The organism is Streptococcus sp. 2022WUSS037 (assembly GCF_044427225.1).
Lineage (GTDB): Bacteria > Bacillota > Bacilli > Lactobacillales > Streptococcaceae > Streptococcus.
The window spans coordinates 46,694-72,126 of sequence record NZ_JAOTGJ010000001.1; the positions used below are offsets into that span (position 1 = coordinate 46,694).

Consider the following 25,433-nt stretch of genomic DNA (forward strand, 5'->3'; position numbering starts at 1 on the left):
CGTTTTATCTCACTTTCTACGCTTACCTTCTTTGAAGATCAGATTGATACACAAGATGATTAACATCCCGCCTAGAATCTGAATAACACCTATGGTATTCGCTCTGGCGTATTGTGTACGAGAACTGGATACTGCCAACTCCCTGATAATGAAACTGATACTCTTGGTACCTGCCGCACCATTTGTAAGGAAGAATACTTCGTTATACAATAGGAAACCTGAGGTTGCGGCCATAATCGATACCGTTTTTAATGTTTCTTTTATCATTGGAATGGTGATATACCACTCTCTTCTCCAACCTGTGATATTATCTAAAATAGCTGCTTCATGAATTTCTTGTGGAATGGCGAAAATTTGACCTAAAATCATAATGGTTGATGTCCCTGCAAAGAAAATATAAGCACAGGTCATTGCAATGATATTTAAACCAGGTGTCAATAAGATGGCATCCGAAAATTCAGGGTTGAAGAAGCGGATAACTTGGTTAACGACTCCATAATTTGGATTGTAGATCTGAAGAAAAATCAAACCCATTGCTGCACTTGAAATAATACTAGGTATGATGTAAAGATTTCGAGATATTTTCCAACCAGCCAATTTTTTTGATAAAGCAATCGCTACCGATAAAGCTAATGGAACTTGAACGACTACACCTATAATTGCCCATGTAATTGAATTTTTCAATGCTTCCAAAAAGAAAGGATACTCACTAAAAATATACTTATAATTGGCAAAGAGATTGCCAAAACCTAGAAATTCTGGGCTGGTTAAATTCGTGTAATCCCACTTAGTAAAGGAGGTTGCAAAAATAGTTACCACCGAATAAAAGTAGAAGAGAAAGAAACAAACTAATGTCGGAAGTAAGAATAGAAAAATAAATCGTTGTTTCTGTGCCTTCCTATTTTGTAAGGTCATGGTTTTCTTTGCCATAAAATACTCACTTTCTAAAAAAGGGAGCAGGAAAGAACTCAGTACAGTAAAATGGAGTTCGTCTTCCTGCCCCCGCACAGTTGATTAGGTCAGATTTGGAGTGTGGAGCACGAACAAATCTGCCAATCAACCACTGCGCTGAGATGTTGACTTTAATCTTGAAAGGTGGTTCTATACATGAGAACAGCCCTGATATATTAGCCGATAAGGGCTTTCAAGATGTCTTGTGTTTCTTTTACTTTCTGATCAATATCTACACCGTCAGCAGCACTTTCAGTCAATGCGTTGATAATAGCAGTACGAACGTCACCACCCCAAACTGATACAACAGTCGGAACAGTTACATCTGCATTGTTTGCCATTGACGTTGCTTCACCTAAGAGTTTTACAGTAGCGTCGTCAGATCCGCTTGCAATTTCTGCAGTATCGATTGCTTGGCTGGCTGGGTTAGCTCCAACTTTTTCAAAAATGGTTGTTTGAACTTCATCGCTAGTCATATATTTTACAAATTCCAAAGCAAGTTTTTCTTCTTCTTCAGAGAGATTGCTTGAAATTGTAATACCACCACCAGCTGAACTAATTGCAACATTGCCAGCATACAAACCTGGTTTCAAAGCTGCATTATCTTTCAAACCACCTGCTGCCCAAACTCCGTTAAAGAATACTGCCGATTTATTTTCTGTAAAATCAGTAGAATAAACATTGGCATCACCGCCAGCATTAGCTGAACCATTAGCTTGAACTTCTGTCATAACTAATTTAAGGGCTTCAGCAAATTCTTTTGAATCAATTCCTTCAGACGTTAGAGGACCTTCTAACAGTTTACGACCTGCTTCAGATGAGCCAAGTACTGTGTTAAAGAGACGAATTGCTGGCTCCCCTGCACCAAAGGCATAGACACCTTGTTTTCGAACCAAGGCCATAGCTTCCGTAAAATCACTCCACTTGGTCCATTGGTCAGGTGTTTTAGCTCCAGCCTTGGAGAAAATATCTGCATTATACCATAGACCCAAGGTCAACAATTGGTCATGGACTGTATAGATTTTTCCATTCACATCATTTTGTGTATAGTTTAGACCAACATTTTTTTCCAAACCATTTTCATCAATGTATGGTTTCAAATCTAGAACCAAACTTTGTTCAATCGCAGCCAAGGAAACATCGTTACCAGCCAAGTCAATCATATCTGGAAATTCACCACTTGCAACCTTGTTGTTCATGATGTCTGTCAAACTTCCGTTCACTGGAGTTGGTTTAAACTCAACGTCGCCAGTTGCGTGTTTTTTAGCAAATTCGTCATAAAGGTCACGCATGACTTTGGCTGCTGGCCATTCTTCTTCACTATGGTGATAACCATGATAGAATTCTAGAACAGTATCATCACCACCTGAGGCTTTTTCAGTACTTGAACTAGTTCCTGACGACGACCCACAAGCAGCAAGAATGACTGACGCAAACAAACACAATGCACCGCATTTCAACAAACTTTTTTTCATTTTAGGTTCCTCCGTATTATTTCCTTTGTCCGTAAGTTTTAAATTTTTCAGCCATCAATTCCATTTCTTCATCTGGGAGGATGACTGGTTCTCCCATGCTTTTGGCAACACAATAAATTTTTGAACAGTATTCAACCTCCTCAATGATATTGAAGGCATTTAGTAAGTCCTGAGCACCCGCTAAGATACCGTGGTTGGCAAGAAAGACTGCACGTCTGTCTTTCATCGCCTCAGCAGCATTTTCAGCCAATTCCTTAGTCCCATAGGTGGCATAATCTGCTACTCGTACATCCTTTCCTGCTACAGCAATCATATAGTGGCTTGCTGGCAAGGGTTCTCTTAGCACTGCCAAAACGGTTCCGTAAGTGGTATGTGCATGAATGACTGCATCAAGGTCTTCTCGTTTCTGGTACTGAATCAAGTGCATATACCACTCGCTAGAAGGAAGTTTTTCCCCTTCGACTACCTGTCCTTCCAAGTTCATGATGACAATATCTTCTTCCTTGATTTCAAAGAAATCAATTCCAGATGGAGTGATTGCCATTAGACCTTTTTCACGGTTAAATACGCTCAGATTCCCACCAGTACCCTTGGTTAAGCCTTCAGTAACTAACTTTTTGCCGTACTTTATAAGTTCCTTTCTTTCTTTTTCCATGAACATAAAGTGTTCTCCTTCTATTTACTATATAGCGGTCCTAAAACCTCACACATCTTGAAATCTGCCGCTTCCAAATCCTTAGTACCGACACCATCAAAAATGCTTGGACGGAAAATTCGTTCCCTTGGAATATTGTGGAGGGCTACAGGAATTCGCAACATACTAGCCAGAGTGATAACTTCTGCACCAATGTGTCCATGAACAAAGGCTCCATGGTTAGATCCCCAATGATTCATGACATCATAGACCGTTTCAAAACCAGGTTCTCCAAGATTCGGAGCAAACCAAGTTGTTGGCCATGTTTTATCTGTCCGCTCATCCAAGATGCGATGTACTTCATCATCCAATGGACAGGTGTAGCCTTCTGCAATTTGTAAACTTGGACCAACACCCTTGACTAGATTGACACGAATCAAGGTCACAGGAAGTTCCCCCTGAGTCTTGAAGTGAGAAGAATAGCCACCTCCTCGGAAATATTCATAGTTTGCTCGACACCAATCTGTCGCTTCCAGACAGGCTTTTATATCCTCCTCTGTCATATTCCAGAACTCTTTCATGGTTGGCTGACCAGCTTCATCTCGTGCTGCTGCACTTCCATCAAGGGCTGAAGCTCCTGAGTTAATAAGGTGGAGGATGCCATCCTTAGCCCTACCTGTTAGCTCTTGACCTGTCACCCGTTTGACCGCCTCTGGGCTCCAATAGGTCCGAACATCAGAGAAAATTGGAGCCTTATTGGTTAGGAGGGTTCCAAATAGCATGGCGGTCGCATTCAACGTATCATTTTCTGTTGCAAAGGCAGTAACAGGTCGTGGACCATTCCAGTCAAAGGTAGAAGCCAGGATTGCTTCAGCGAAATCTCCGTTTGGCAACCAGTCAGTCCATTGCCGTTGACCTTGGAAACCACCTGAAATAGCATTTCTACCACGAGCTTCCTCTTCCCAACCAATCTCTGCCAATCGAGGATTTCCAAAGAGAATGTCTCGAATAATCAAGGTTTGCTTAGCAATAAATTCCCAATCCTTTTCAGCTGGAATCACCTTGGATTTGGTAATCACTTCTGGAAATTCCTTCCCTGCATTGATGTCAACACCCTCTTTACAATATTCTTTGATCCAAGCAAGAGCTTTTTCATATTCTTCTTTATCGTAGATTTCCAACTCCATACGGCGAAGGATTTCTGTCATATCCACAAATTCGACTAACATTCCCAGATAGTCTTCAAAGAAGGAAGTGGTAACCTGAGAACCTGCAATCCCCATTGAAGAAGCTCCAATGTTGACATAGGACTTGCCTTTCATCTGACCAGCAGCGATCGCCCCCTTGGCAAATAGCAAGATTTTTTCAGCCACATCAGCAGGAATGCTATTATCATCCAAGTCCTGAACATCATGGCCATAAATCTTGAATGCTGGGTACCCCTTCTGAGCATAGCCACTCATGGCTGCGGCTAGATAAACTGCACCAGGCCGCTCTGTACCATTAAAGCCCCAAATAGCTTTAATCGTGTGCGGGTCCATATCCATGGTTTCTGTCCCATAGCACCAACTTGGTGTGACAGATAAGGTAGCAACTACATTGTCACGAGCAAACTCATCGTAGACAATACCTGCATCGCCCTGACCACCAATGGTTCGACTGGCCAGTAAACACTGAACAGGTGTTCCATCTGCATAACGCAAATTGGACTCAATCAAATCCTTAGCAGCTAGGGCCATCTGCATGGTTTTTTCTTCCAAGGATTCCCTTACACCGCCCTGTCGACCGTCAATGGTTGGACGGATTCCAATTTTAGGATATAGTGTCATTTTCTTCCTCCTCTTTTGGGTAGAAATAGTTAAATGTTATAGACTCTTTTACAAGTTCCTTGGCTTCTTTCATATCTTTAACACAGCCAAGAGCCTTAAATTGAACGAGTGCATTACCAATCGAAGTTGCTTCATACAGACCAGTAACCACAGTCTTTCCTGTCACATCTGCTACTAATTGTGAGAAATAGTTCGACTTAGAACCTCCGCCCAATAGATAGAGTTTTTCAAAACAATAACCTAACAGATCTTCCAGTTCAGAAATCACTTGTTTGTACTTCTCCGCCAAACCATAATAAGCTATTTTGAAATAGTGAGCTGGACTGGATGGAAGAACTTGGTTAGTTCTCTGTGCATAGGCGGTAATTTTTTCTATCATATTACCTGCACTAGCAAATTCTGGATTTTCTGTATCAATCCTAGCGACATCTTCTTGGCAATTTTCAATCATTTCCGTAATCATTTGGAACGAGTATTCTTGTCCTTGCTCCTTAAACTGTCTTCTTAATTCTTCAAAAATCCACAAACCTGTACAGTTCTTCAAGAATGTTATACTATCATCTATTCCAAATTCATTCGTAAATTCTTTGTCGTAACTCTCCTTACTAATCAGAGGGGAGCTTAAAACAGTCCCTATTAAAGACCATGTCCCTGATGAAATATAGAGTACCCTCTCCTCATCGTCTGGAATAGATGCGATTGCACTTGCTGTATCATGTTGGCAGACATTGATGACTTTGGAAGCACGGATCCCCCATTTTTCTTGTATCCTTCCAAGAATATTTCCGGGTTTAACCAAGGATGGAAATAGATTGTCAGCTATTTCAAAACTAGCTAATAACTCTTTATTCCATTCTCTGGTATAAGGGTTGAGTAGCTGCATTGTAGAAGCAATGGTTTTCTCAATGGCTATTTGTCCTGTAAGCATATAGTTCAGATAGTCAGACACCATCACTAATCTATCTGCCTTATAGTACTGATCAGGTTGTCTGTTCTTTAAACGAATCAACTGGAATAGTGTGTTGATTTCCATAATCTGATTCCCCGTTTTGTAGTAAAGTTCCTCCAAGGATGAATAGGCCGCTACTTCCTCCAATATTCCTTCTGTCCGACTGTCACGATAATGAACTGGCTGAGCTATCAATTCTCCCTGACTATCTAATAAAGCAAAATCCACACCCCAAGTATCTATACCTACCGATTGCAGGTCACTTTTCTCTTGGGCTAGCTTAATAGTATAGACAATATGTTCCATTAATTGATGGCTGTTCCAGCAGAGATTCCCTCTTTCTTTGATTGGAATATTTTCAAATCTGCTCAATTCCTCTGCCTTTAGTAATCCGTCCTCTATCCAGTAAAGGACTCCCCTGCCCGAGGTAGCTCCTAGATCAATTGCTAAAACAGATTCCATAGGTCTTCCTCCTAGAATGTTATCGCTTACATTTTTTATTATAGATTCTTGAACACTTCATTTCAATACTTGAACAGAAAGTTGGAAAATGGTCATTTTTTTAAAAATATATTGAAATATTGTTCAAAAATATTGGTTTTTTATGTATAATAAAACAAAAAAGGAGATTTTCCCCATGAGCAAAGAACAACGAATCCAAGACATCAAGGCCATTTTACAAGTAAAAAAACGTATAGGGGTAAAAGAATTAGAGAAATCGACCTATTCCAGTGTATCAACTCTACGCCGTGATCTAATTTTCCTTGAGCAGCAAGGATTCTTGAGACGACAACATGGCGAGGTCATCTTAAATTCCTTCAACACGATTGAACTATCTCACACTATTCGAGAATCAGAAAATAGACTGGCTAAAAAAATGATTGCGGATATGGCAAAAGATTTTATTGGCCCAGGCATGTGTATCTACCTAGATTCTAGTACCACTGTTTACGAACTCTGTAACTTCCTCACAAAAATTGATAATTTAATTATTTTTACAAATGGACTGAACACTGCTCAACGTTTGTCAGAATTTGCTAATCCAACAATGAAAATCTTCATTACTGGTGGAGAAATTAAACATCACTCTGCGTCAGTTGTGAACCATGCGATCGAAAATACCTTGTTAGACCACTTCAATGTTGACTTGGCATTTTGCTCCGCACGAGGTATTGATAAAGAATTTGTCTATGAAGCATCGTTTAGTCAAGCCTTAGCCAAAAAAAGCGTCATTGATCGAGCAAAAGAGACCATCCTTCTCATAGATAGTTCCAAATTTCACCAGACAGGATTCTTCAAAATCAACAACCTTTCACAGTACAAGGCTATTATTTCCGACCAACTCCCAGATGAGCTTATGCTGGAAGAAGCTGAGAAATCTGGCGTTGAGTGGTTATCTTATAAATAACCTTCTCAAAACCTCTCCCTTTCCCCATTTTCCCGACTTGTGCTATAATAATCCTTATGGATAAAATTATTAAAACACTATCAAAAAGCGGGCATTTCCGTGCCTTTGTACTGGACAGTACAGAAACCGTAAAAACAGCCCAAGAAAAACACGACACTATGGCGTCATCCACCGTTGCTCTGGGGCGCACTCTCATTGCCAATCAAATCTTGGCTGCCAATGAAAAAGGTGATACTAAGATCACCCTGAAAATCTTGGCCAGCGGTGCTGTTGGTGCTATCATCTCCGTTGCTAATACCAAAGGTCAGGTCAAGGGCTACATTCAAAATCCAGACTTGGACTACAAACGGACCTCAACTGGCGAAGTCATCGTTGGGCCTCTTGTGGGCAATGGCCAATTCCTAGTCATCACAGACTACGGAACAGGCCACCCTTACAACTCCATGACCCCATTGATTTCTGGCGAAATCGGTGAAGACTTTGCCTACTTCCTGACAGACAGCCAACAGACACCTTCTGCGGTCGGACTGAATGTCTTGTTGGACGAAGAAGATAAGGTCAAGGTAGCTGGCGGATTCTTACTGCAAGTTTTACCAAGTGCGACTGAGGCTGAAATTGCCCGTTTCGAGAAACGTATCCAAGAAATGCCTGCCATTTCGAGCTTGCTGGCTTCTGAAAACCATATAGAAGCTCTGCTATCCGCCATTTATGGCGACGACGACTTCAAACGCCTGTCAGAAGAGGAAATCGGCTTTGTCTGCGACTGCTCTAAGGACCGCTTCCTCGATGCTCTAGCCAGCTTGCCAAAAGCGGACCTGCAAGAGATGAAAGACGAGGACAAGGGCGTGGACATCACCTGTCAATTCTGCCAGACCCATTACCACTTTGACGAAAACGATTTGGAGGAACTCATCAATGGCTAATCTCAACACCCCTTTCATGATTGGTGATGTGGAAATCCCCAATCGCTGCGTGCTGGCCCCAATGGCTGGCGTGACCAACTCGGCCTTCCGTACCATTGCCAAAGAAATGGGCGCTGGTCTGGTCGTCATGGAAATGATTTCTGAAAAAGGCCTTCTCTACAACAACGAGAAGACCCTCCATATGCTCCATATCGACGACAACGAATACCCTATGTCTATCCAGCTTTTCGGTGGCGATGCCGAAGGACTAAAACGGGCTGCCGACTTCATCCAAACCAACACCAAGGCCAATATCGTGGATATCAACATGGGCTGCCCTGTCAACAAGGTTGTTAAAAACGAAGCTGGTGCCAAGTGGCTCAAGGACCCCGACAAGATTTACCACATCATCAAGGAAGTGACCTCAGTCCTCGATATTCCCTTGACTGTTAAAATGCGGACAGGTTGGAACAATACTGACCTGGCGGTCGAAAATGCCTTGGCCGCAGAAAGTGCCGGTGTGTCTGCCCTGGCCATGCACGGACGGACCCGCGAGCAGATGTACACAGGAACCGTTGACTTGGAAACCCTCACCAAGGTAGCTGGCAGCCTGACCAAGATTCCTTTCATCGCAAATGGCGACATCCGCACTGTAGAAGATGCCCGCCAGCGAATCGAGGAAGTCGGAGCTGATGCCGTCATGGTCGGACGAACTGCTATGGGCAACCCTTATATCTTCAACCAAATCAACCACTATCTTGAAACAGGAGAAGTCCTGCCCGACCTCTCCTTTGAAGATAAACTTGATGTCGCCTTCGACCACCTGACCCGCCTAACCAATCTCAAAGGCGAATCCATTGCCGTCCGCGAATTCCGTGGTCTTGCTCCCCACTATCTCCGTGGCTCAGCAGGTGCTGCCAAGATTCGTGGTGCCGTTGCCCGAGCAGAGACTATCGAGCAGGTCCAAGAACTCTTTGACCAGGCTAGAGAAGCTTATCAAGAACGGATTGCTAAATAAGAAAATCAGAGTAGTTAGACATTCGTTAAAATGAAACATATATAAAAAAACGCATAAAACAAGGTTGCAACCCGATTTTATGCGTTTTTTCTGTATAATTACGTATCTTCCCCATCTTCAAAAAAACCAACAAAGGCAGGGGCAATGTAGTCTCGATACTTCTCTGGACTCTCGCGAATGAGGGTCGCTGAAATACCAAATTTTCTAGGACTATAATGAGCTTGATAGCCTCGATTTTGCAGTTCCTGAGCGTATTCTTCCTCAGACACATAGAAGACTGGTACTTGATGTTCAGACAAATCCAATAAACCAAGCAAGCGGTCTAACCAAAGGTCCCAACCATCTGGATAGGGAGGCAAGTCCGTTTCATCCAAGGCACAAACTCTGGCCAAATCATCACCCTCAAACTGCCCTTGAGCAAATTGAAATCGTTTGGTCAAATCTAAACCAATCAAATCCCCACGATCCTTGTCATATCCTGACACCACAATACAAACCTGACCACAGGCCAACTTTGCTCGCTCGATCAAATCCAAATGTCCCTTGTGCATGGGAGCAAAGGTTCCGAAAACAACAGCTATGGTTTGATTCATAGATTTCCTTTCTACTTGCTAAAGAGGCGAGCAAGCTCACCTCTCCAACTATTTCATCCGTTTTTCAAAACGGAAGAACAATTCTGCGTCTGGAAAATTAGGCACATGTTCCATTGGATGGGCAGGATTGAAAAATTCCACAATCTGAAAGCCACATTCTTTTGACCAGTCCCCCACAAAGCCAAAATAAGGTATGCTGATGTCCGACTGCCCTTCCGTCAATGATTGGAAGTAAATATACCCGTCTGCAAACTGGTCTTTCGCTTCTCCTGCATCCAATCTCAGGCGAATGGTTTTCTTCTCTTTCGGACCCAGTTGAATGGATTGCTCAGAAAGATGAATACTCGAGCCCTTGATTTCTGTCGCATGAATCTCTTTAACTACACTTCCAGAACGTCCTATCCTATCAATAGGAACATCTTGACTAGTCAATACTTTCCCAGATGAAATAGCAAAGCTTCTTTGTTGGTTTCCTAGATTTTCCAAGGTTACCTCAAATTCTGTCTCACGCCCTATTTCTTTTAATTCCACCCCTCCTTTTAGACGGTGGTGAAGAATCACATCTGTTTCAAAGGCTCTATCAATCTGCAACAGACCAGCACCTTGTTGTCTCGGAGAATTTTCCAAAGCATGCCCAGATGAATCTAGAACATCAATCAAAGGGGTAGCAGTATTCATCAAAATGATTCTCAGCAAATCCATCCTAGTCACGCCTTCTGGTGGTGTCATTTGGCGAATCCGTGGCAATAAAAGTACGCTGCATCCGCTACAATCGACGATGCTATCGAAGCCCCTGACATGAAGCCTTAGTTAATAACTTAATGAAACAATACAAGATATACAGAAACAGAAGCCACCCCAGAACAGTTATGTAAAGCACACTACTAATTGAGCTATTTTCATACTGCTTTATCTCGTCTTTATTTTCTTGACCCGTTACTTCTTCTTTCACGGCTTCACTTACATCAGGTTCTCGATAGGCATTTACCAACAAGCGATAGTCAAATGGAGGAACTAACGGATCACATGTCAACAGCGTTACCATATCCTGATTTTCAACAGGCAATAATTTTTGCCAATCGGTCGCCTTAATGACCTCTGTATTTTTGACCAAATATGTCAGCGTTGTCCCACCGATTTCAATAAAAATCTTATCTCCTTCTTTTAGTTCCGATAGACGAAAAAATCTTAAATCAGTATACCAACCACGGTGCCCTGCAATAACACTTCTGCGCCCCATACCTCCAATAGGTAAATCTGTTCCAATAACAGAAGCGACTCCATCATTTAAATGCTGGGCTGTGGCTCCGATATAAATCGGCTGGCGAATTTCAATACTTGGAATGCTCAGATAACCAATCACACCGCCTTCCAAATTAGGAACAACAACAGAATTACTATCCGAACTATTCTTTTCTGCAAAAGGGTCAATTGTTGGGATATCTCCGCTACTGATTTGTTCTTCATAAGTATCAATCGCCGCTTTTTGCTCTGACGAAAATGATGTCGAACGGCTTTGGTAGGACTGATAGTGTCGATAGGTCTGAAACTCATGCAAAGACATATTCGTCAGTAAGACTAACGGCAGTAATAAGCCAATCAGCATGAGAATGTAGCCAATTTTTTTCATCATTTCACTTTTACCTTCCGATTCTTCTTCCTACTGCGAAGATAGAGGATCGCAACAATCACTAGTATAATCAGTAAAGCTATTAAGTAGGATAGCGTTAGCATATCCAAAAAGAATACTGGTTTTTCCTTTTTGGCAACTTCAGGCTCGTAAGAAACACGGTGGCCACGTACCAACAAACGATGACTGTTGATCATATACGGTGTACAGGTCAATAAAGTAGCATAGTCTTTTCCAGCCTGTACCAAGACAGGATCGAAGTCACTCGGCTCAACAACTAAGATTTGATCCACCTCATAAGCTAGTGTTTCTGCGATGTTATGAATGTAAAACTGTTCCCCGACTTTGAGACGATCGAGATTGGTAAACAGGGAAGCATTGGGCAAACCACGATGGGCTGTTATGACAGTGTGAGTACTTTCACCACCAACCGGCAATGACGACCCCTCTAAGTGTCCGGCCCCTTTTTGTAATACATATTCAGTTGTCCCAGCATAAATGGGAATCCGCTCATTGATTTTTGGAATTTCCACAAAACCAATTTTTTCCTTAACCTCAAGCATGCGCGCATATTCTGCAACTCCAGCTTTTTCTTCCTCTGTGTAGGGATCTTGCAGCTTGCGAGGGTCCAATGTCTGGTTATAGGCCCTAGCATATTCCAATCTTTTTAAAACTTCCTCACTCGGTAACTGTTGGGCTTGTTCATAAAACGACTGAATTTCACGATCAGAATCATAGCGATAGTAAAACTGTGAAATCCAAGGATACAGTGTCACTATTAAACCAAAGAGAAATAGGAGTTTCAGGAGTATGGATTGTTTGGATTTCCCCTTTTTCGTTTTATGTTGTAAGCGTTTTATCATTCTCAAACTTCTCTACCTGCTTTTTCTTTTTCCGTCTTCTTGTAAATAAGATAATCAACAAAATAATCACCAACATTCCCAAAGCATACAGAAGATAACGGATAAGAATACGCTTCTCTGCATTTTCAGCTGCTTTAAGATGGTCTTCCGCAACGTAAGGAACACGATGACCACGAACCAATAAACGGTGTGTATTCACCATATAAGGTGTACAAGTTAATAACGTCGCATAATCCTGCCCAGGTTTTATCAAAAGTTCGTCAAACTGAGTTGGCTCAACAACCAATATTTGGTCTACTTTATAAGCTAACGTTTCTGCAATATTGTGAATATAGAAAGTATCGCCGATTTTTACCTTGGTTAAGTCCGTAAATAGGCGAGCTTTCGGCAAACCTGTATGAGCAGTTAAGACTGTATGCGTATCACTTCCCCCAACCGGTAAAGAAGTTCCTTCTAAGTGACCGACACCTTTTTGTAACACGGTTTCAGAGGTTCCTGCATAAATAGGTATTTTTACATCAATTTTTGGAATTTCAACATATCCCATTTTCTCATGCAATTCCAACATCCGTGCATACTCCGCCCGTCCAGCTTCATGACGTGATTTAGTATAAGGGTCTTCAGAGACCACATTATTCAAGCTTTCATTAAAAGCTCGAGCCAAATCCATTCGTTCTTGAACCTCTTTGGTCGTTAAGTTTTGTTTTTCTTGATCGAAAGAAGTCGTTAGTTGATCAGCCTCGTACCGATAATAAAAATTGGAAATATGTGGATAGAGTAAAATCCCCAGTCCGATTAAAAATACTAGATAAAACGGGAGGTTACTCTTCTTTTTTTTCTTTGTTACTTTATCTGACTTTTTTTGTATTTGATTCTTATTTTTTTTCATGACTTTTCTACATTTTTGTTATGATGCCACTGCAAGCATCTTGCATCGTCTTTCCTTCAACTTTGTGAACACACGTTGAATCTTCTAGAGTTTTTTCAGTCTAAACTCAACGAAAACCCAAACCGAAGACAAAGACTTGTTGATAAGTTCTTGACAACGGATACTGTTGATTTTCGAGGAGTATAGTCCTTTAGTTCACTTTTAGTACTAGATAGCGAGCCGCTGGCATAACTGGAGTTAGACAAAGCGAGTCAACGAAGTAATAAAAGAAAAACTAAATGACGATATAAGACTGTTTCTCACCCTATATTATACCACACCCCCCCTCGCATAGTATGGGCAATGCCTCTCCTTTAAACCGAAAAAATCCCATTGCCACAGATTCAACCTGACAATGAGATTTTTCCTTTATTCGTAGCCTGTCAGGCACTATCGTTTCGTATAAGTAACCAAACGATAGCCCAGCAAGAAGAGGATAATGCCTAACGATAAAACCGCTATGACCACCGCATTCCCTGTATATGGAATCTCAATACCGGGCGGTGTGATGGGCTTGTTCTTGATTTTTACAATCTCAGAAACATGGGAATCCGAGCTAATCTCAAACGGTATCGTATCGTGAGACAGAAGATACCCTGTAGGTGCCTGCACCTCCTTTAGGTAATAACGACCATAAGGAAGAGGACCTACTTGAAAACGACCATCTGAGCCTGAAGTGACATGATAAGAATTGCCGTCGATATTCACTTCCTTCAGTTCTCCATTCACTTCCTCAAGGACTACAAACTCTGCCCCTGATAAGGGAGCGGTGCTTGTTGAAACCTTCAGAAAGGTTTTACTGCCGGTTTCCTTGCTTGGTCTTCTGACTTTTGCCTCAATCTTCAACACACTTCCATCTACCTTCATGACAAATGGAATGACTTCGAGTTTTGTAGGAGTCCCTACTTGTCGAACGTAATACCATCCCTTAGCCAAGCCCTGAAAGCTGGCTTGACCATCTGAAGTGAGAGCCTGTGAGGAAATTGGCTCACCATAGTGCTGTGTTAATTCTGACCGACTTTTTTCATATAAAGTATCTGCCAACTGTCCAGAAGAGGCTGGCTCTTCTGCAGCAATATACCAAGCCTCCAAGCCGGTTGACACTTGACTGGCATCTATTCCGTCTGGAAGAGGAATATGAACCTGAACATCAAAGGAGTCTTGTGCTTGGAGTGAAAGTGAGGGCAGTGATAGTACACATATAACTGCTATAAAACAACTTATCAGCTGTATCAGTCGTCTCATCTGTCCCTCCTTTTCTAGTATGAATTAGGCTTCTTCTTCAGATTGGCGTTTTTTCAAAGCGATGAAGGCAAATACCATTGCACTCAAACCTACAACTGTAAATACAACTGTACCGATACCACCCGTTTGTGGGATGGTTACTTTTTTGTTTTCTACGCGTTGATGACCTTCAATTGGTGTATCTGTAGCTGTTGTCCAGCTATTAGCACCAACTACAAATTCGATTGGTGTAGTTAATAATGCATATCCATCTGGTGCCTTGGTTTCGACAAGCTTGTAGTTACCTGCTTTCAAACCTTTGACTTCGAACTTACCATCTGCTGATGATACGAATGTGAAGGCTTTATCTTGAGCTGTTACCCATTCCCACTGCATATTCATGGCTTCGTATGCAGCATCACGAGTAGCTTTCAATGTTGGAATGTTAGCTGTCTCTTTTTTGTTCACTGCAGCTACGTAAGCAGCTTCTGCTACTTTATAAGCATTGATTGCTGCTTCTTGAACAGTTCTATCTTTCAAAGCAAGGAACTCAGTACCATTTGCGTTTGTGACGATGAACTCTGCTCCAACAAGTTTTTTCACAGCATTTGTATCAGTCGCATCGTCTGTCTTGATGAATCGTTTACCATAAGTGATAACTTCTGGCTCTTCTGGTGTCAGTGGATTCGGGTTAGGGTTTGTCGTGTTTTTTACATTAATAGTACCAGTAGCACCTTTTGAGTAGTTAGGAAGTGAACCTGAAACGCTAGTTTCCTCGATTACAACGTATTCTTTAGAGTCATCAAGATCTGTTAATTTACCTGAGTTAGTACCTACTGGGAGTTTGATTTCACCTACACGTACACCAGTTTCTTTTTCATACACACCGAATACAACTTCTTTTTTGTTTACACCTGTATCCCATGTTTTTTCAACTGTAATTTCACCGTTTGAAGGGGTTGTTGATTTTGGTTCTGAGAAGTCGCTTGGACGGTTACCATAAATCAATTTAACTTGGTTAGGGATACCTGTATCAACAGCAGCAGAATCATTCAATGTTGCGTTGTATGTCAAAGTGAAGTTTACATCAGCTGTTTTCGCAGCGTTTTCTAATTTTGTAAGACCAGCAGCAGTTAGTTTAACAGTAAAGCCACGTTTGGTTTGAACCAAGTCGTAATCAGTAGTAGCCAAATCAGCAATCTGTGCAGAAGTGATTTTCAATGAATCTAGTGTGAAGTCAAGACCTGCAACCATGGTATCTTCCCATGCAAATGTCTTGTAAGCAGCATCTTTAGGAACTTTTGTAGTAATTTTATATTCGATTGTATCGCCAATGTTTACTGGTTTTTGAGTTTTTGAACCATCTGCAAATGTTTTATCGATATCAGGTTTATCTTCCGTGTTTTTTGGATACACGTGAAGTGGAGTATTAGTATCAAAGTAACCTGTACCATCTGTTTTTGCTTGTGGCAAGACTAGTTTGAACGGTACAGCTTTCATACCAGTCAATTCATTTTGACCATTGTAATATGATGAGTTTTCTTTGTCCTCAACGAAGATATAAGTACCCTCACCAAGAGTGAATTCTGCACCGCTAGTTTGTGTAGTTGAGGTGTATGTAGTTTTTACATATCTATCTGTGTCATCAGCAATACCAAGATCAGCACCTGTCTTAGTATTTATAGCGCCTACATCAGTAGTCTTTTGCCATACATCAAATTTTACTCCAGCAACTTCCTTAGCAGAGTCACCGAAATAATCTGTCAAGTTAGCAATTGTATTACCATTGTATTTGGTAAAATCTTCAGTATATGAAAATTTGTTGAAGTCTGCTTCGTTCATAACGATTTTATGAACGACAACTTTTGTATCTTGAGTAGCTGCATGAGCTACTGGAGCAAGACTTACCAGCGTGCCAAGCACTGTCAATAGCGTGGCAAACACTGAAAATAATTTCGTCATTTTTTTCATGAATGTTCTCCTATTTTTCATCTTATGTGCATTAGGTACTATATAATGTTTTTGCGACGTAACTCAACGGCTAAAGTTACTAACATCATCACCCCCCCTAATGCAATATATGGGATTGCACCCATTCCACCTGCTTGCGGATATTCTCCTTTGCGGAGGTTTTTCACGACAATCAGGTGAGAATCCATATCGTCCAGACTGACGAGGTCACCACCATCTCGGATGGTAATCGTACCATCTGCACCTATATCGATATGGAATTCTTTTTCGATCTTTTGATAGCCCTCTGGAGCTACCGTTTCTTTCAGGATATAGGTTTTCCCTAAAGCCAATTGGTCAAAGCTCACTTCATCCCCTGTCGTCGTCGTTGTTTTGACAACGGCTGAGGCAGGATTATCACCTTCTCTTAGCTCAAACTGGGCTTCTAACCGTTGATTTGGATCACGGTAAGAGCGCTTGGCTAGTTTGATGGATGTGGTCGAGCGTGTGTTCTTCATGGTGAAGAGGACAACATTCTCCCCATTCGCTCTTTGAGCTAGGCTAACTTGATCATCTCCGTTATGGAGATAAGTCGTACCATCATGGTTAATCTGGAAACGATATTGTTTCGGATTTAGTTGATAGCCTGTTGGAGCAGCTGTTTCTTCCAAGATATAGTAACCAAAACTTAGTGGTGTTTCGAATATACCATTTGCAGTTGTACCACTAGCAATTTCAGCATCTTTAACTCCATCATTGTTCGAATCGCTATAAATCTTGAATGTTGCTCCGTCTAGGAGTTGATTATCATTACGACTATCCGATTTTTGGAGTCGGAACTTGAATTGCTTGAAGTTCTTGACGGTTATCTCAAGGGTAGCCCCTTGTGACACATCAACCGTTACCATATTCGAATCAAAGTCTATGAGTCTCAGACTTCCATCTGCTTGGATCTCGAATTTAATATCTCGCAACTCAGTGGTTGGTCTATAACCACCGGTCGGAACGACTGTCTCTTTCAAGATATAAATACCGACTGGCAGGTTCGAGAAGGTAATACTATTGTCCGCATTGCTGGTAGTGCCTTTCATGCTAACACCATCAATGACTACGGGTCGATTATCCTCTGTAAAGAGTTCAAATCGAGCGTTCAATCCAGTCGTTGGATTATGGTAGTCCCGTTTCTTCACTTTGATGCTACGACGTTCATTTTTAACGGTAATCGTTGTTGAGCGATCCGTCGCATCAATGTCACCGATAGCAAAGTTGTCATCTCCATTATCTGTCGTTACGCTACCATCTTCTGCAACCACCAGCTTGTACTTTTTACCGTTGGTCACATACCCTGTCGGTGATTGGCTTTCTTGGAGATAGTAGGTACCCGCGTCTGTAACAGTAAATTCAAGAATACCTTGGCTATTTGTTGTCTTTTCGTCCCCTATCTGGGTTGTTTGGTCAGAAGCAAAGAGCTTGAACTTGGCTCCTGCGAGAAGAGTTTGCTTGGTCTTGTCTATTTTCTTAACCTTGATTTTCTTCTCAAACTCATTTTTAAGGACGATAGACAAACGGTTATCCTTGGTTGTAGTCCCCACTAGGTTTGCAGGGGCATCCACCCCAAGTACAATCTGATTGGAAGCATTAACAGTAAATGTAAATGCTTCTAACTGTTTGTAACCACTTGGTGCACTGATTTCTTCCAATCTATAGCGCCCCTGTGGAAGCAAGAAGACAGCATCTCCATCAGCTCGTGTCGTCCATTCTACTGTCTTAGCAGTTGGAGTAACAACACCACTATAATTATTTTGATGCCATGTCACATCTTTAAAGTTTGGAGCAGGTGTTTGATCCAGTGCAGTTATTTTCAATCGAACGCCTGCCAGACTGACACCTGTCGCTTTTTTCAGTTTTTGAACGCTCATCTCAAGGAATGGGACGTTTTTTACAGTCAGGCGGATTTCTCGATTTTCATCTGCGTTGCTGGTCGTCAAGAGTTCTGCTGGTCCTTCAAGAACGGTTAGTGTTCCATTGGCAGCAATCTGTACCTTAATATCCGTAATTCCATTGTAATTGCTTGGTGTTCGTACCTCTTTGAGGACATAAACACCAGGATTGAGATTACGGAAGACAAGGTTCTCACCAGACGACGTCGTATTTCCGGCATCGACACGACTACCATTTTCACGATAAAGTTCAAAACGGGCATCCAGTCCAGCATCTGTCGTCGAATCTTTCTTGATGACTTTAAAGTTATAGCTTTTTTGCGTATTTTTTACTTTAATACTAATAGCGTTCGCAAGAACACCGCTCACACCAGGTAAATCTGCTACGCTGACCGAATTCGTTTGACTTAAAACTCTAAAACGTGTCACCGCTTTTTGTTGGGTCACGTCATAGGCTCGTGTGGTTTCCTCCAACTCCAGCAGAACAGGTGCCGTTAAACCATCGTAACCTTCTGGCGCCTGTACTTCTACCAGTGCATACCGACCAAGAACCGTAGCAGTTAAGCGTGTCAGTACACTTTGACCTGTAAATTCCAAAGTTTGCACAAGGTTGCTGTCATTAAGAGTAACACTTGATACAGTATCAGCTGTTGTACTATCGTCAACTTTGTAGAGCTTAAAGGTGACAGGTTTTGAGATTTGGGTGTTATTGCTATCAACCTTCTCAATTTTGAACTCTGGATTTTCGATGTTATCGATTTTAATAATATTGGCTGTATCATTACTTCTACCTGCGTCAATCGTTTGGGTAGCATCTCGAACACTTACCTGCAGGTCTTTGATTCCCAACCATCTACCTGTTCCTGTCTGTAGATTTCGTACACGAATGTATCGTGCATAGATATCTACCGATTGAGTAAGGTCAAGCGTTGTGAAATCACCGAGTGATTGGTAGGTGATGCCATCTGATGAATACTCAAGGGTATAGCTATCCATCTTGTCACGGTCACTACCATCTGTAGCATTTTTACCTTGCGCAAAGAGGATTTGTGTCACGCGTTGAACCGAACCTAAATCTACTCCCCACCATTGACCTTCATTCAAGGTTGAACTTGGAAGTTGGTACAAGGCTCCAGTGGTTAGATTTCCATCAAGAGATTTATCATCTGTATTAGAGCCATAGGTAGGGGCACTAGCAATCTCTGCCGATTTTATCACACGCAAGTCGCTTGCTGTGTGGCTACTAGTGTCTGAATTAGGATAGAAGCGCACACTGCCATCTCTATCAACATGAATCGTGTACGTTTCTGTCGATTTAATGTAGCCAGATGGGGCTTGGGTTTCTATCAGAGTATAGACCCCAGGCTGGAGGTTTTCAAAGACAAAGTCTTGGTTAGCAGCTTGCTGTTTGACGATGGTGACGTTTGGAACATCATTCTTGGTCAACGTAAAGGTCATTTGCCCAGTGATAAGATTAGTCAAATCACTAATCCCTTTGACACGCTTGCTAACTTTGAATTTTCCGAGTGGATAGTTCTTTACTTTTATCGTAATCGTATCTGGTGAGCTCGTCGTCACGTCAATACCTTCAAGATAATCACTAGAAACTTCCACTACACCATCTGCCCGAATGGTAAATGGTACCAAACCTGATAAGCCGATATAGCCAGACGGAGTTGTTTCTTCTTTGATGTAGTATGTTCCTGGGGCAAAGTTTTTAGGGAAACTTACTTCTCCATTGGTAAAGTTTGAAATTTGTCTATCAATGACATTTCCTTGGCTATCAGTGATACCGATGCGGGTCTGCACAGTTACTTTTTGTCCAGTCAGTGCATCTACTTTCTGCACTTTCACCTTATAAGTTGGAGGGCGGTTAGTGATTTGACTGCCTCCTGATGCAAAGGTAATCGTACCTGTGTCAGAAACGGTGAATCGAGCGGCAGCTGTGGTTAGCTTGCTATAACCTGATGGTGCGCTGGTTTCCCAGAGTTCATAGGTTGTCCCACCTTGCAGGTGATCTACTCGGAGTTTCCCTTGTGCATTTGAGGTCAACCCTGTCAACACTCGTTTGTAGCCTGTTTGGGTCATCTGACGAAGTTCAAACACTGCATCAGCGAGTGGCTGACCTTGCTCGTTTACCTTGGTAAACTCGGTACTGAAGTCCTCATCCACAACATTGATGCTAAAGTTACCGTTAACAACTTCGATGGCTCCTGTCTGAGTATTGGCAGTATCTGTTAACTTACGTATTTTCAGCTCTCCATTCTCTTCATAGACTTCAATATCTATTGGAGAAATCGTTTTATAGCCTGCTGGAGCTTTTGTCTCTGTCAAGGTATAGGTCCCTTTTGTGAGGTTAGAGAAAATGAATTGACTCGCAGGAATCACATCACCTATAGTAATGTCATAATTGCCACCATTTTTGCTCTGAAGTCTGAAGACCGCACCTTTTAGTGGCTGGATTTCACCAAGCTCAAACTTATTGATTTGGAGTGTAGTTGGCTTGGTATTGACAACTTCTGTTGGACTATTGGCATCGTATTGTTTACCATCAATGGTAATATTTTGACTATTGGTGATGACAATCTTGTGCTCTGTCGGGTCTAAGATATAGCCAGATGGCGCTTGCGTTTCTCTAAAGGTGTAAGTACCGGCAGCTATCTCTGAAAACTGAATATTCCCATCATCATCAGAAACTGCAGTTCGATACGGCTCAGTCCCTCTATACAGTGTTAAAACTGCACCTGCTAGTGGACGTTTTTGACCATTTTCATTCGTAACTTTTTTCAATTTCAGGCTATACCAATCTACAGGATAAGCACCACCTCGTGAGGCTGTATCTCCTTCACGACGATAAATATTTCTTGTTCTTCCGTTGCCCAGAACTGGATTTCTATACTTAACACTCATACCATTATAGTACAGTCCGTTCGTTTGGTACTTTTTCCTCTCCGTCAGTCGAACTACAATTGCCTTATTGGCCGTATTCCCATCATGGTAAAATTCAATTGTGTGAGTACTAGTAAAATTATCAAATGCAGCATTGGAATTTCTTTCGCTATAAACCTTTACCGATATACCTATACTATTGTCTGGTAAACCATAATGATGGACATTTCCATTTTGTGAAGTCCCTTTATAACCTAACTTCACCAAACTATCCTTGGAATAGGACATAGCCTTGGTACCATCTGCAATATAGATTTCGATAGACTGAGGAATACTACTTGATACGTTCCCATTAGGATATAGTTCTAAACCTGGATGTAAAAAATCCCAAAACTTTCGACTATCCCCGCTAGCGCTACCTATATTTGCGCCAACTGCATTATAGACCAGTTCCCAAGTAAACGTATCGGCAGTCTGGCTATATTGGTATTTATTCATTCCTCCAAACCTAGACAGTCCTCCTTCACTACCATCAGTGTTTGTAGCATCTAAAGTCCCATTTGTCTGTACCGTTTTTTCGCAATTCATCCCGCTTCCATTGTAAGTGGATTTGAAATTCAGCGTCTTACTAACATATGTCTGATTACGAGTAGCCGTAGTGTACCACTCTGGAAGATTTGGGATGACCCCTGTTTTATAGAGTTCGTTCGTTGCTCTGTTGTTAATTTTTATCACATTACTGGTTGGTGCACCAATCTCAAACCAACCATAATAATCCTGTACAGAATAAGCATCTGCTGTCAATACAAAACGAAGTAAGTTATCTTTTTCATGATATACATTAGCTATCATCTTACCATTTGCAGATACAGTGGTCCATACATTATTAGGATTGGCAACATGACTCAACTTTAACTCTGGTGGCAGTTCTAACGTAAATGAGTCCCCTGCACGCGCAAAAGCAGGTATTTTCAAGTTCATTCTCATCGAACCATCAAAACCACCCCAAATAGTAGAACCTGACTGATACATAACGTAATTGATACTGACAGGGTCTATACTGGTTACTCCATAGTTTCCACAAGTACCCGTTGGAAATATCGGTGTCATTGTATTATTTTTTTTATTTGTAAAGACATAGTAAAGATTTTCCCAGTCTGTCTGTCTGCTAGAAAGAATGTAACCTGATGGAACCGCTTCGGTTATTTCATAGTATATTCTCTTTTTAGTCGCTGTGCTTCCTGTACCAGAAAACTTGTCAACATTAGCAATCGTAACTTGTGTCGTATTTGCGCTAATTGTTGCCGTGCGATTGGTTAAACTTCCACCATTTGCCGTAAAGGTCACATCGACCTTATCACTACCAGTCTCCCAGTTTTTCTGTATGGTAATGTCACCTTTCAGGGCTTCTAGTTGTGCTCCTGAAATAGTATGGTTAGCTTTCTCGTTTGTGACATTCGTTATCGTCTTGACTAGAGCAATAGCACCTGGCGGAACATCCGTAACTGTAATTTGATTATTTGTCGGTGTTACAACAGTTGCAGAACTTTCCGTGTAGCTACCTGTAGCGGTCGGCGTATAAATGTAAACTGTATAGTTATGAACCGCCTGTGAGCTATCTAAAGCAACGTCGAATGTAAACGTTTGTGGATCTGTGGTATCATTTAGCTGCGAACTAGTCCATTCGATGACTTTGTCATTGCCATCACGATACTTACCAATGGTACGGTTGACGTTCGAGGTATTGACCGTATCAACTTTTAAGTCGCCTAAAGGACCTCCGTCATTTTCAGCTGGAAGTGTAATGGTATCTGCTGTTGATAAGGTACGCGTTTCAGCTTGACTTAAGGTAACTGACGTACCATTATAGGTAAGTTTACTTCCCTTTGGAGCATTCACTGTTACTTCCGAACGATAATCTAAACTGTAGTTATCACTCGGAATCACTACAGGAGTTTCAATCGTATAGACGTATGTTCCATTTTCAACTGGTAAGTTATCTGTTGCAGACTTGAAGTTATCTGAACTTCCATAGTAGGTCGTATTGGTTGTTATCGGAGTGCCATTTTTTGTGACTGAGGTAATTCGTGGTTCTCCTAGACCTGAGTCTGTTGTGGTGGAGAAGGCATTTCTGATAGAGGTGATATTGCTATTAGCACCCCCTACCGTAGTCGTATACTCCCAGATGATTTTTGTGGTATTAGTAGCCGAGTCAACCACTACTTCCTTTTTCTTCAAGACACCATCTTGTGCATAACTCTGATAGAAACCTGGGATAGAAATCGTGATTGGCTTGAAGATGTACTTGAAGATAGACTCTTCACGTGTATAGGTAGTTGTTTTATTACCAGATACGGTCGTGGTAGTCGTCGTTGTGGTCGTTCCTGTTACTGTAGGCGCTGCAAACAATGAAACATCAAACAATGACCGTGCCATTCTATTTGAACGTCCCCCCAATGAAGCACTTAACATTGAACTGATATCATAGGTTATTAAAGAACTCTTGAGATTATTAACAAGCGTTAGCTCTTTCGTCACATTAGCCTCTGATAAGACTACGGTCTCTTCTTTAGAAAGTTCATAATTATCCGCAGTTGTTTTTTGAACAACTGTATAGGTTCCTAGCGGGAGATTTGAAATGGTTACAAGACCATCTTTATCTGTTCGTCCTGTATAGACCGTATCGCTCTGCTCAGTATTGCGAACTTCAAATTCTGCACCCTCAATAGCATTGTTTGCCGAATCTTTCTCTTCTGCTTGTGCTGAGGTAGACTCTGTAGATTTTGTGACTTTAATCTGGATAGCACCTCGTTGATCAACAGCCTCCGCTACCGTTCCCTCTGCTTCCGAAGTTGTTGTACTAGCTTGTGACTCTTGACTCTCAGGTGTTTGTCCTTCTGTTTCAGAGGTAGGAGGATCCTGGGCAGGACTGACCTCATTGACATCTTCACTGGAGGTAGTAACTTCTTTTTTAGGGTAGTCTTTAAATACACTTGGTTCAGACTTAAAGTAAGCGATGACGTCTTCTTTGATGACTGCCACAAACTCTCCCTTTACAACGTCACTTACTTTAGTAAAACTTACCGTTAACTCATCAGCTAGATTTTCCGAATTAACTTTTGGAAGCAAACGGTAGGAATGATACTGTTCCCCATAGGGTGGGAGGGTTTCTGCATTTTTCGCTAATTCATCAGAAGCACCTAAGACGGTATTTCCCTCTTGCATTTGTGAGTTAGAAATTAAGTCATTCTCGTTATATGAGTCATCTAACTCCCAATCTTTAGTTAAAGTCTCCTTCTTTAATTCCAGACCTTTTTGTGCAATGACAACTAAACCGTTATCTTCAATTCCCTGCTTATCTACGCTTATGGTTAAACCCAAGGTATTCGGACTTGACAACGACTCATCTATACGAAGTGATAACTTCTCTTTTTCTTCTTTTTTATCCTCAATATAGGTTCGCCTTATCGTCCTGTCAGCATTAGCGATTTGTTCCTCTGCCAAGACGCTTGCTATTCCAGAGAAACTATTTGCAATTAGTAGCGTAACTGATAATAACTTAGCTATTTTATAAGCTTCTTTTCTCAGCTTCATCTTTCCCTTCCTTCGCTTTACCTTTCTATTACATCAATGATCTCTATCTACTTTAAACAAGCGCATATCAGCCGTTTCTTTTTGATTACTTCAACGAGCAAAGCGACTCAATTTCCAACCTTTTACAGTTAGTAGACTATAAAAGTAGCCTACAGCTCGTTACCTTGCGCTAAAAGACTATAATTCGAATACATCAACTCTAATACGTGACAAGTAATACTTTTAAGAGTAGTATCGTCATTTAGTTTTTCTTTTATTACTTCGTTAATTCGCCTTGCCTAACTTCAGTTATGTCTGCGGCTCATTGCCTCGTACTAAAAGTAAACTAAAAGACTATATATTACATAGCTATCCCAACAAATTGTACATACATTAGTATTATATCTCGACCCCCAAAAAATCAAGTGGCTTTTATATCAAGCAAACCTTCTCGCCCACCTCTACAGACGCTCCCGTTAAAACATCCTTATGCTCATGAACAATTTTAACGCCATCAATTTTCTTTAATTTATCCAATACAATATTTTGGTTCTCTCAAGAAATTAAGTAGAACGTTCTGCTTTAAAATAGTTAAAATCATTTTACAGTGAACAAAAACTACCCCCCCCTTAAATATCGAGGGGAGGGTGATTTCATAACTTGCAAAGTTAGTATAG

The 25,433-nt window shown here is 41.4% G+C and carries 16 protein-coding genes; 3 read left to right on the forward strand and 13 right to left on the reverse strand.

Annotated elements, in window-relative coordinates; all coding sequences use genetic code 11:
* Positions 1 to 9 precede the first annotated feature (9 nt).
* The 5 genes from ODU55_RS00220 to ODU55_RS00240 all read right to left on the reverse strand — a co-directional run bounded on the left by ODU55_RS00220 (position 10) and on the right by ODU55_RS00240 (position 6,300).
* Positions 10 to 930: a carbohydrate ABC transporter permease gene (locus tag ODU55_RS00220; RefSeq protein WP_024377508.1), complete on the reverse strand. Its 921-nt coding sequence runs from the start codon at positions 928 to 930 to the stop codon at positions 10 to 12.
* Positions 931 to 1,127: 197 nt separating this feature from the next.
* Positions 1,128 to 2,426 (reverse strand): ABC transporter substrate-binding protein, encoded by a 1,299-nt coding sequence (locus tag ODU55_RS00225; protein ID WP_024377509.1) that lies wholly within the window; start codon positions 2,424 to 2,426, stop codon positions 1,128 to 1,130.
* Between the two features lie 16 nt (positions 2,427 to 2,442).
* The gene (locus ODU55_RS00230) at positions 2,443 to 3,087 is read right to left on the reverse strand and encodes an L-fuculose-phosphate aldolase (RefSeq protein WP_398581468.1); all 645 of its coding nucleotides are present in this window, start codon (positions 3,085 to 3,087) and stop codon (positions 2,443 to 2,445) included.
* 14 nt (positions 3,088 to 3,101) lie between these two features.
* Positions 3,102 to 4,889, reverse strand: a complete 1,788-nt coding sequence (locus ODU55_RS00235; RefSeq protein WP_398581469.1) for an L-fucose isomerase — start codon at positions 4,887 to 4,889, stop codon at positions 3,102 to 3,104.
* Positions 4,873 to 6,300 carry a rhamnulokinase family protein gene (locus ODU55_RS00240; protein WP_398581470.1) on the reverse strand — a complete coding sequence of 476 codons (1,428 nt, stop codon included), beginning with the start codon at positions 6,298 to 6,300 and terminating at the stop codon, positions 4,873 to 4,875. The genes ODU55_RS00235 and ODU55_RS00240 overlap by 17 nt, the downstream gene beginning before the upstream one ends.
* A gap of 175 nt (positions 6,301 to 6,475) precedes the next feature.
* Between ODU55_RS00240 and ODU55_RS00245 the strand changes: the two genes are divergently transcribed.
* Genes ODU55_RS00245 through dusB form a run of 3 tightly spaced genes read left to right on the forward strand, consistent with a single transcriptional unit; the run spans position 6,476 to position 9,166 of the window.
* Entirely contained in the window at positions 6,476 to 7,246 is a 771-nt protein-coding gene (locus ODU55_RS00245; RefSeq protein ID WP_398581471.1) for a DeoR/GlpR family DNA-binding transcription regulator, read from the forward strand.
* 56 nt (positions 7,247 to 7,302) lie between these two features.
* A complete protein-coding gene (gene hslO / locus ODU55_RS00250; protein WP_398581472.1) occupies positions 7,303 to 8,169 on the forward strand; it encodes an Hsp33 family molecular chaperone HslO in 867 nt (288 codons plus the stop codon).
* Positions 8,162 to 9,166, forward strand: a complete 1,005-nt coding sequence (gene dusB, locus ODU55_RS00255; protein WP_099776988.1) for a tRNA dihydrouridine synthase DusB — start codon at positions 8,162 to 8,164, stop codon at positions 9,164 to 9,166. The genes hslO and dusB overlap by 8 nt, the downstream gene beginning before the upstream one ends.
* Positions 9,167 to 9,264: 98 nt before the next feature.
* Here the strand turns inward: dusB and ODU55_RS00260 are convergent, their stop codons facing one another.
* From ODU55_RS00260 to ODU55_RS00295, 8 genes are all read right to left on the reverse strand, one after another.
* Positions 9,265 to 9,759: an adenylyltransferase/cytidyltransferase family protein gene (locus ODU55_RS00260; RefSeq protein ID WP_398581474.1), complete on the reverse strand. Its 495-nt coding sequence runs from the start codon at positions 9,757 to 9,759 to the stop codon at positions 9,265 to 9,267.
* Between the two features lie 48 nt (positions 9,760 to 9,807).
* A complete protein-coding gene (locus tag ODU55_RS00265; RefSeq protein WP_398581475.1) occupies positions 9,808 to 10,488 on the reverse strand; it encodes an Fn3-like domain-containing protein in 681 nt (226 codons plus the stop codon).
* A 52-nt stretch (positions 10,489 to 10,540) separates the two neighbouring features.
* Positions 10,541 to 11,392, reverse strand: coding sequence for a class C sortase (locus tag ODU55_RS00270; RefSeq protein WP_398581476.1), 852 nt, complete (start codon positions 11,390 to 11,392; stop codon positions 10,541 to 10,543).
* Positions 11,389 to 12,252, reverse strand: a complete 864-nt coding sequence (locus ODU55_RS00275) for a class C sortase (RefSeq protein WP_398581477.1) — start codon at positions 12,250 to 12,252, stop codon at positions 11,389 to 11,391. Before ODU55_RS00275 ends, ODU55_RS00270 begins: the two co-directional genes overlap by 4 nt.
* On the reverse strand, positions 12,230 to 13,141 hold the full coding sequence (locus ODU55_RS00280; protein ID WP_104930196.1) for a class C sortase: 912 nt from the start codon (positions 13,139 to 13,141) through the stop codon (positions 12,230 to 12,232). The genes ODU55_RS00275 and ODU55_RS00280 overlap by 23 nt, the downstream gene beginning before the upstream one ends.
* 429 nt (positions 13,142 to 13,570) lie before the next feature.
* Complete coding sequence (locus ODU55_RS00285) at positions 13,571 to 14,425, reverse strand: collagen binding domain-containing protein (protein ID WP_398581478.1); 855 nt, start codon at positions 14,423 to 14,425, stop codon at positions 13,571 to 13,573.
* A gap of 24 nt (positions 14,426 to 14,449) precedes the next feature.
* Positions 14,450 to 16,375: an isopeptide-forming domain-containing fimbrial protein gene (locus tag ODU55_RS00290; RefSeq protein ID WP_398581479.1), complete on the reverse strand. Its 1,926-nt coding sequence runs from the start codon at positions 16,373 to 16,375 to the stop codon at positions 14,450 to 14,452.
* Positions 16,376 to 16,413: 38 nt separating this feature from the next.
* Complete coding sequence (locus ODU55_RS00295) at positions 16,414 to 24,777, reverse strand: SpaA isopeptide-forming pilin-related protein (RefSeq protein ID WP_398581480.1); 8,364 nt, start codon at positions 24,775 to 24,777, stop codon at positions 16,414 to 16,416.
* Positions 24,778 to 25,433 lie beyond the last annotated feature (656 nt).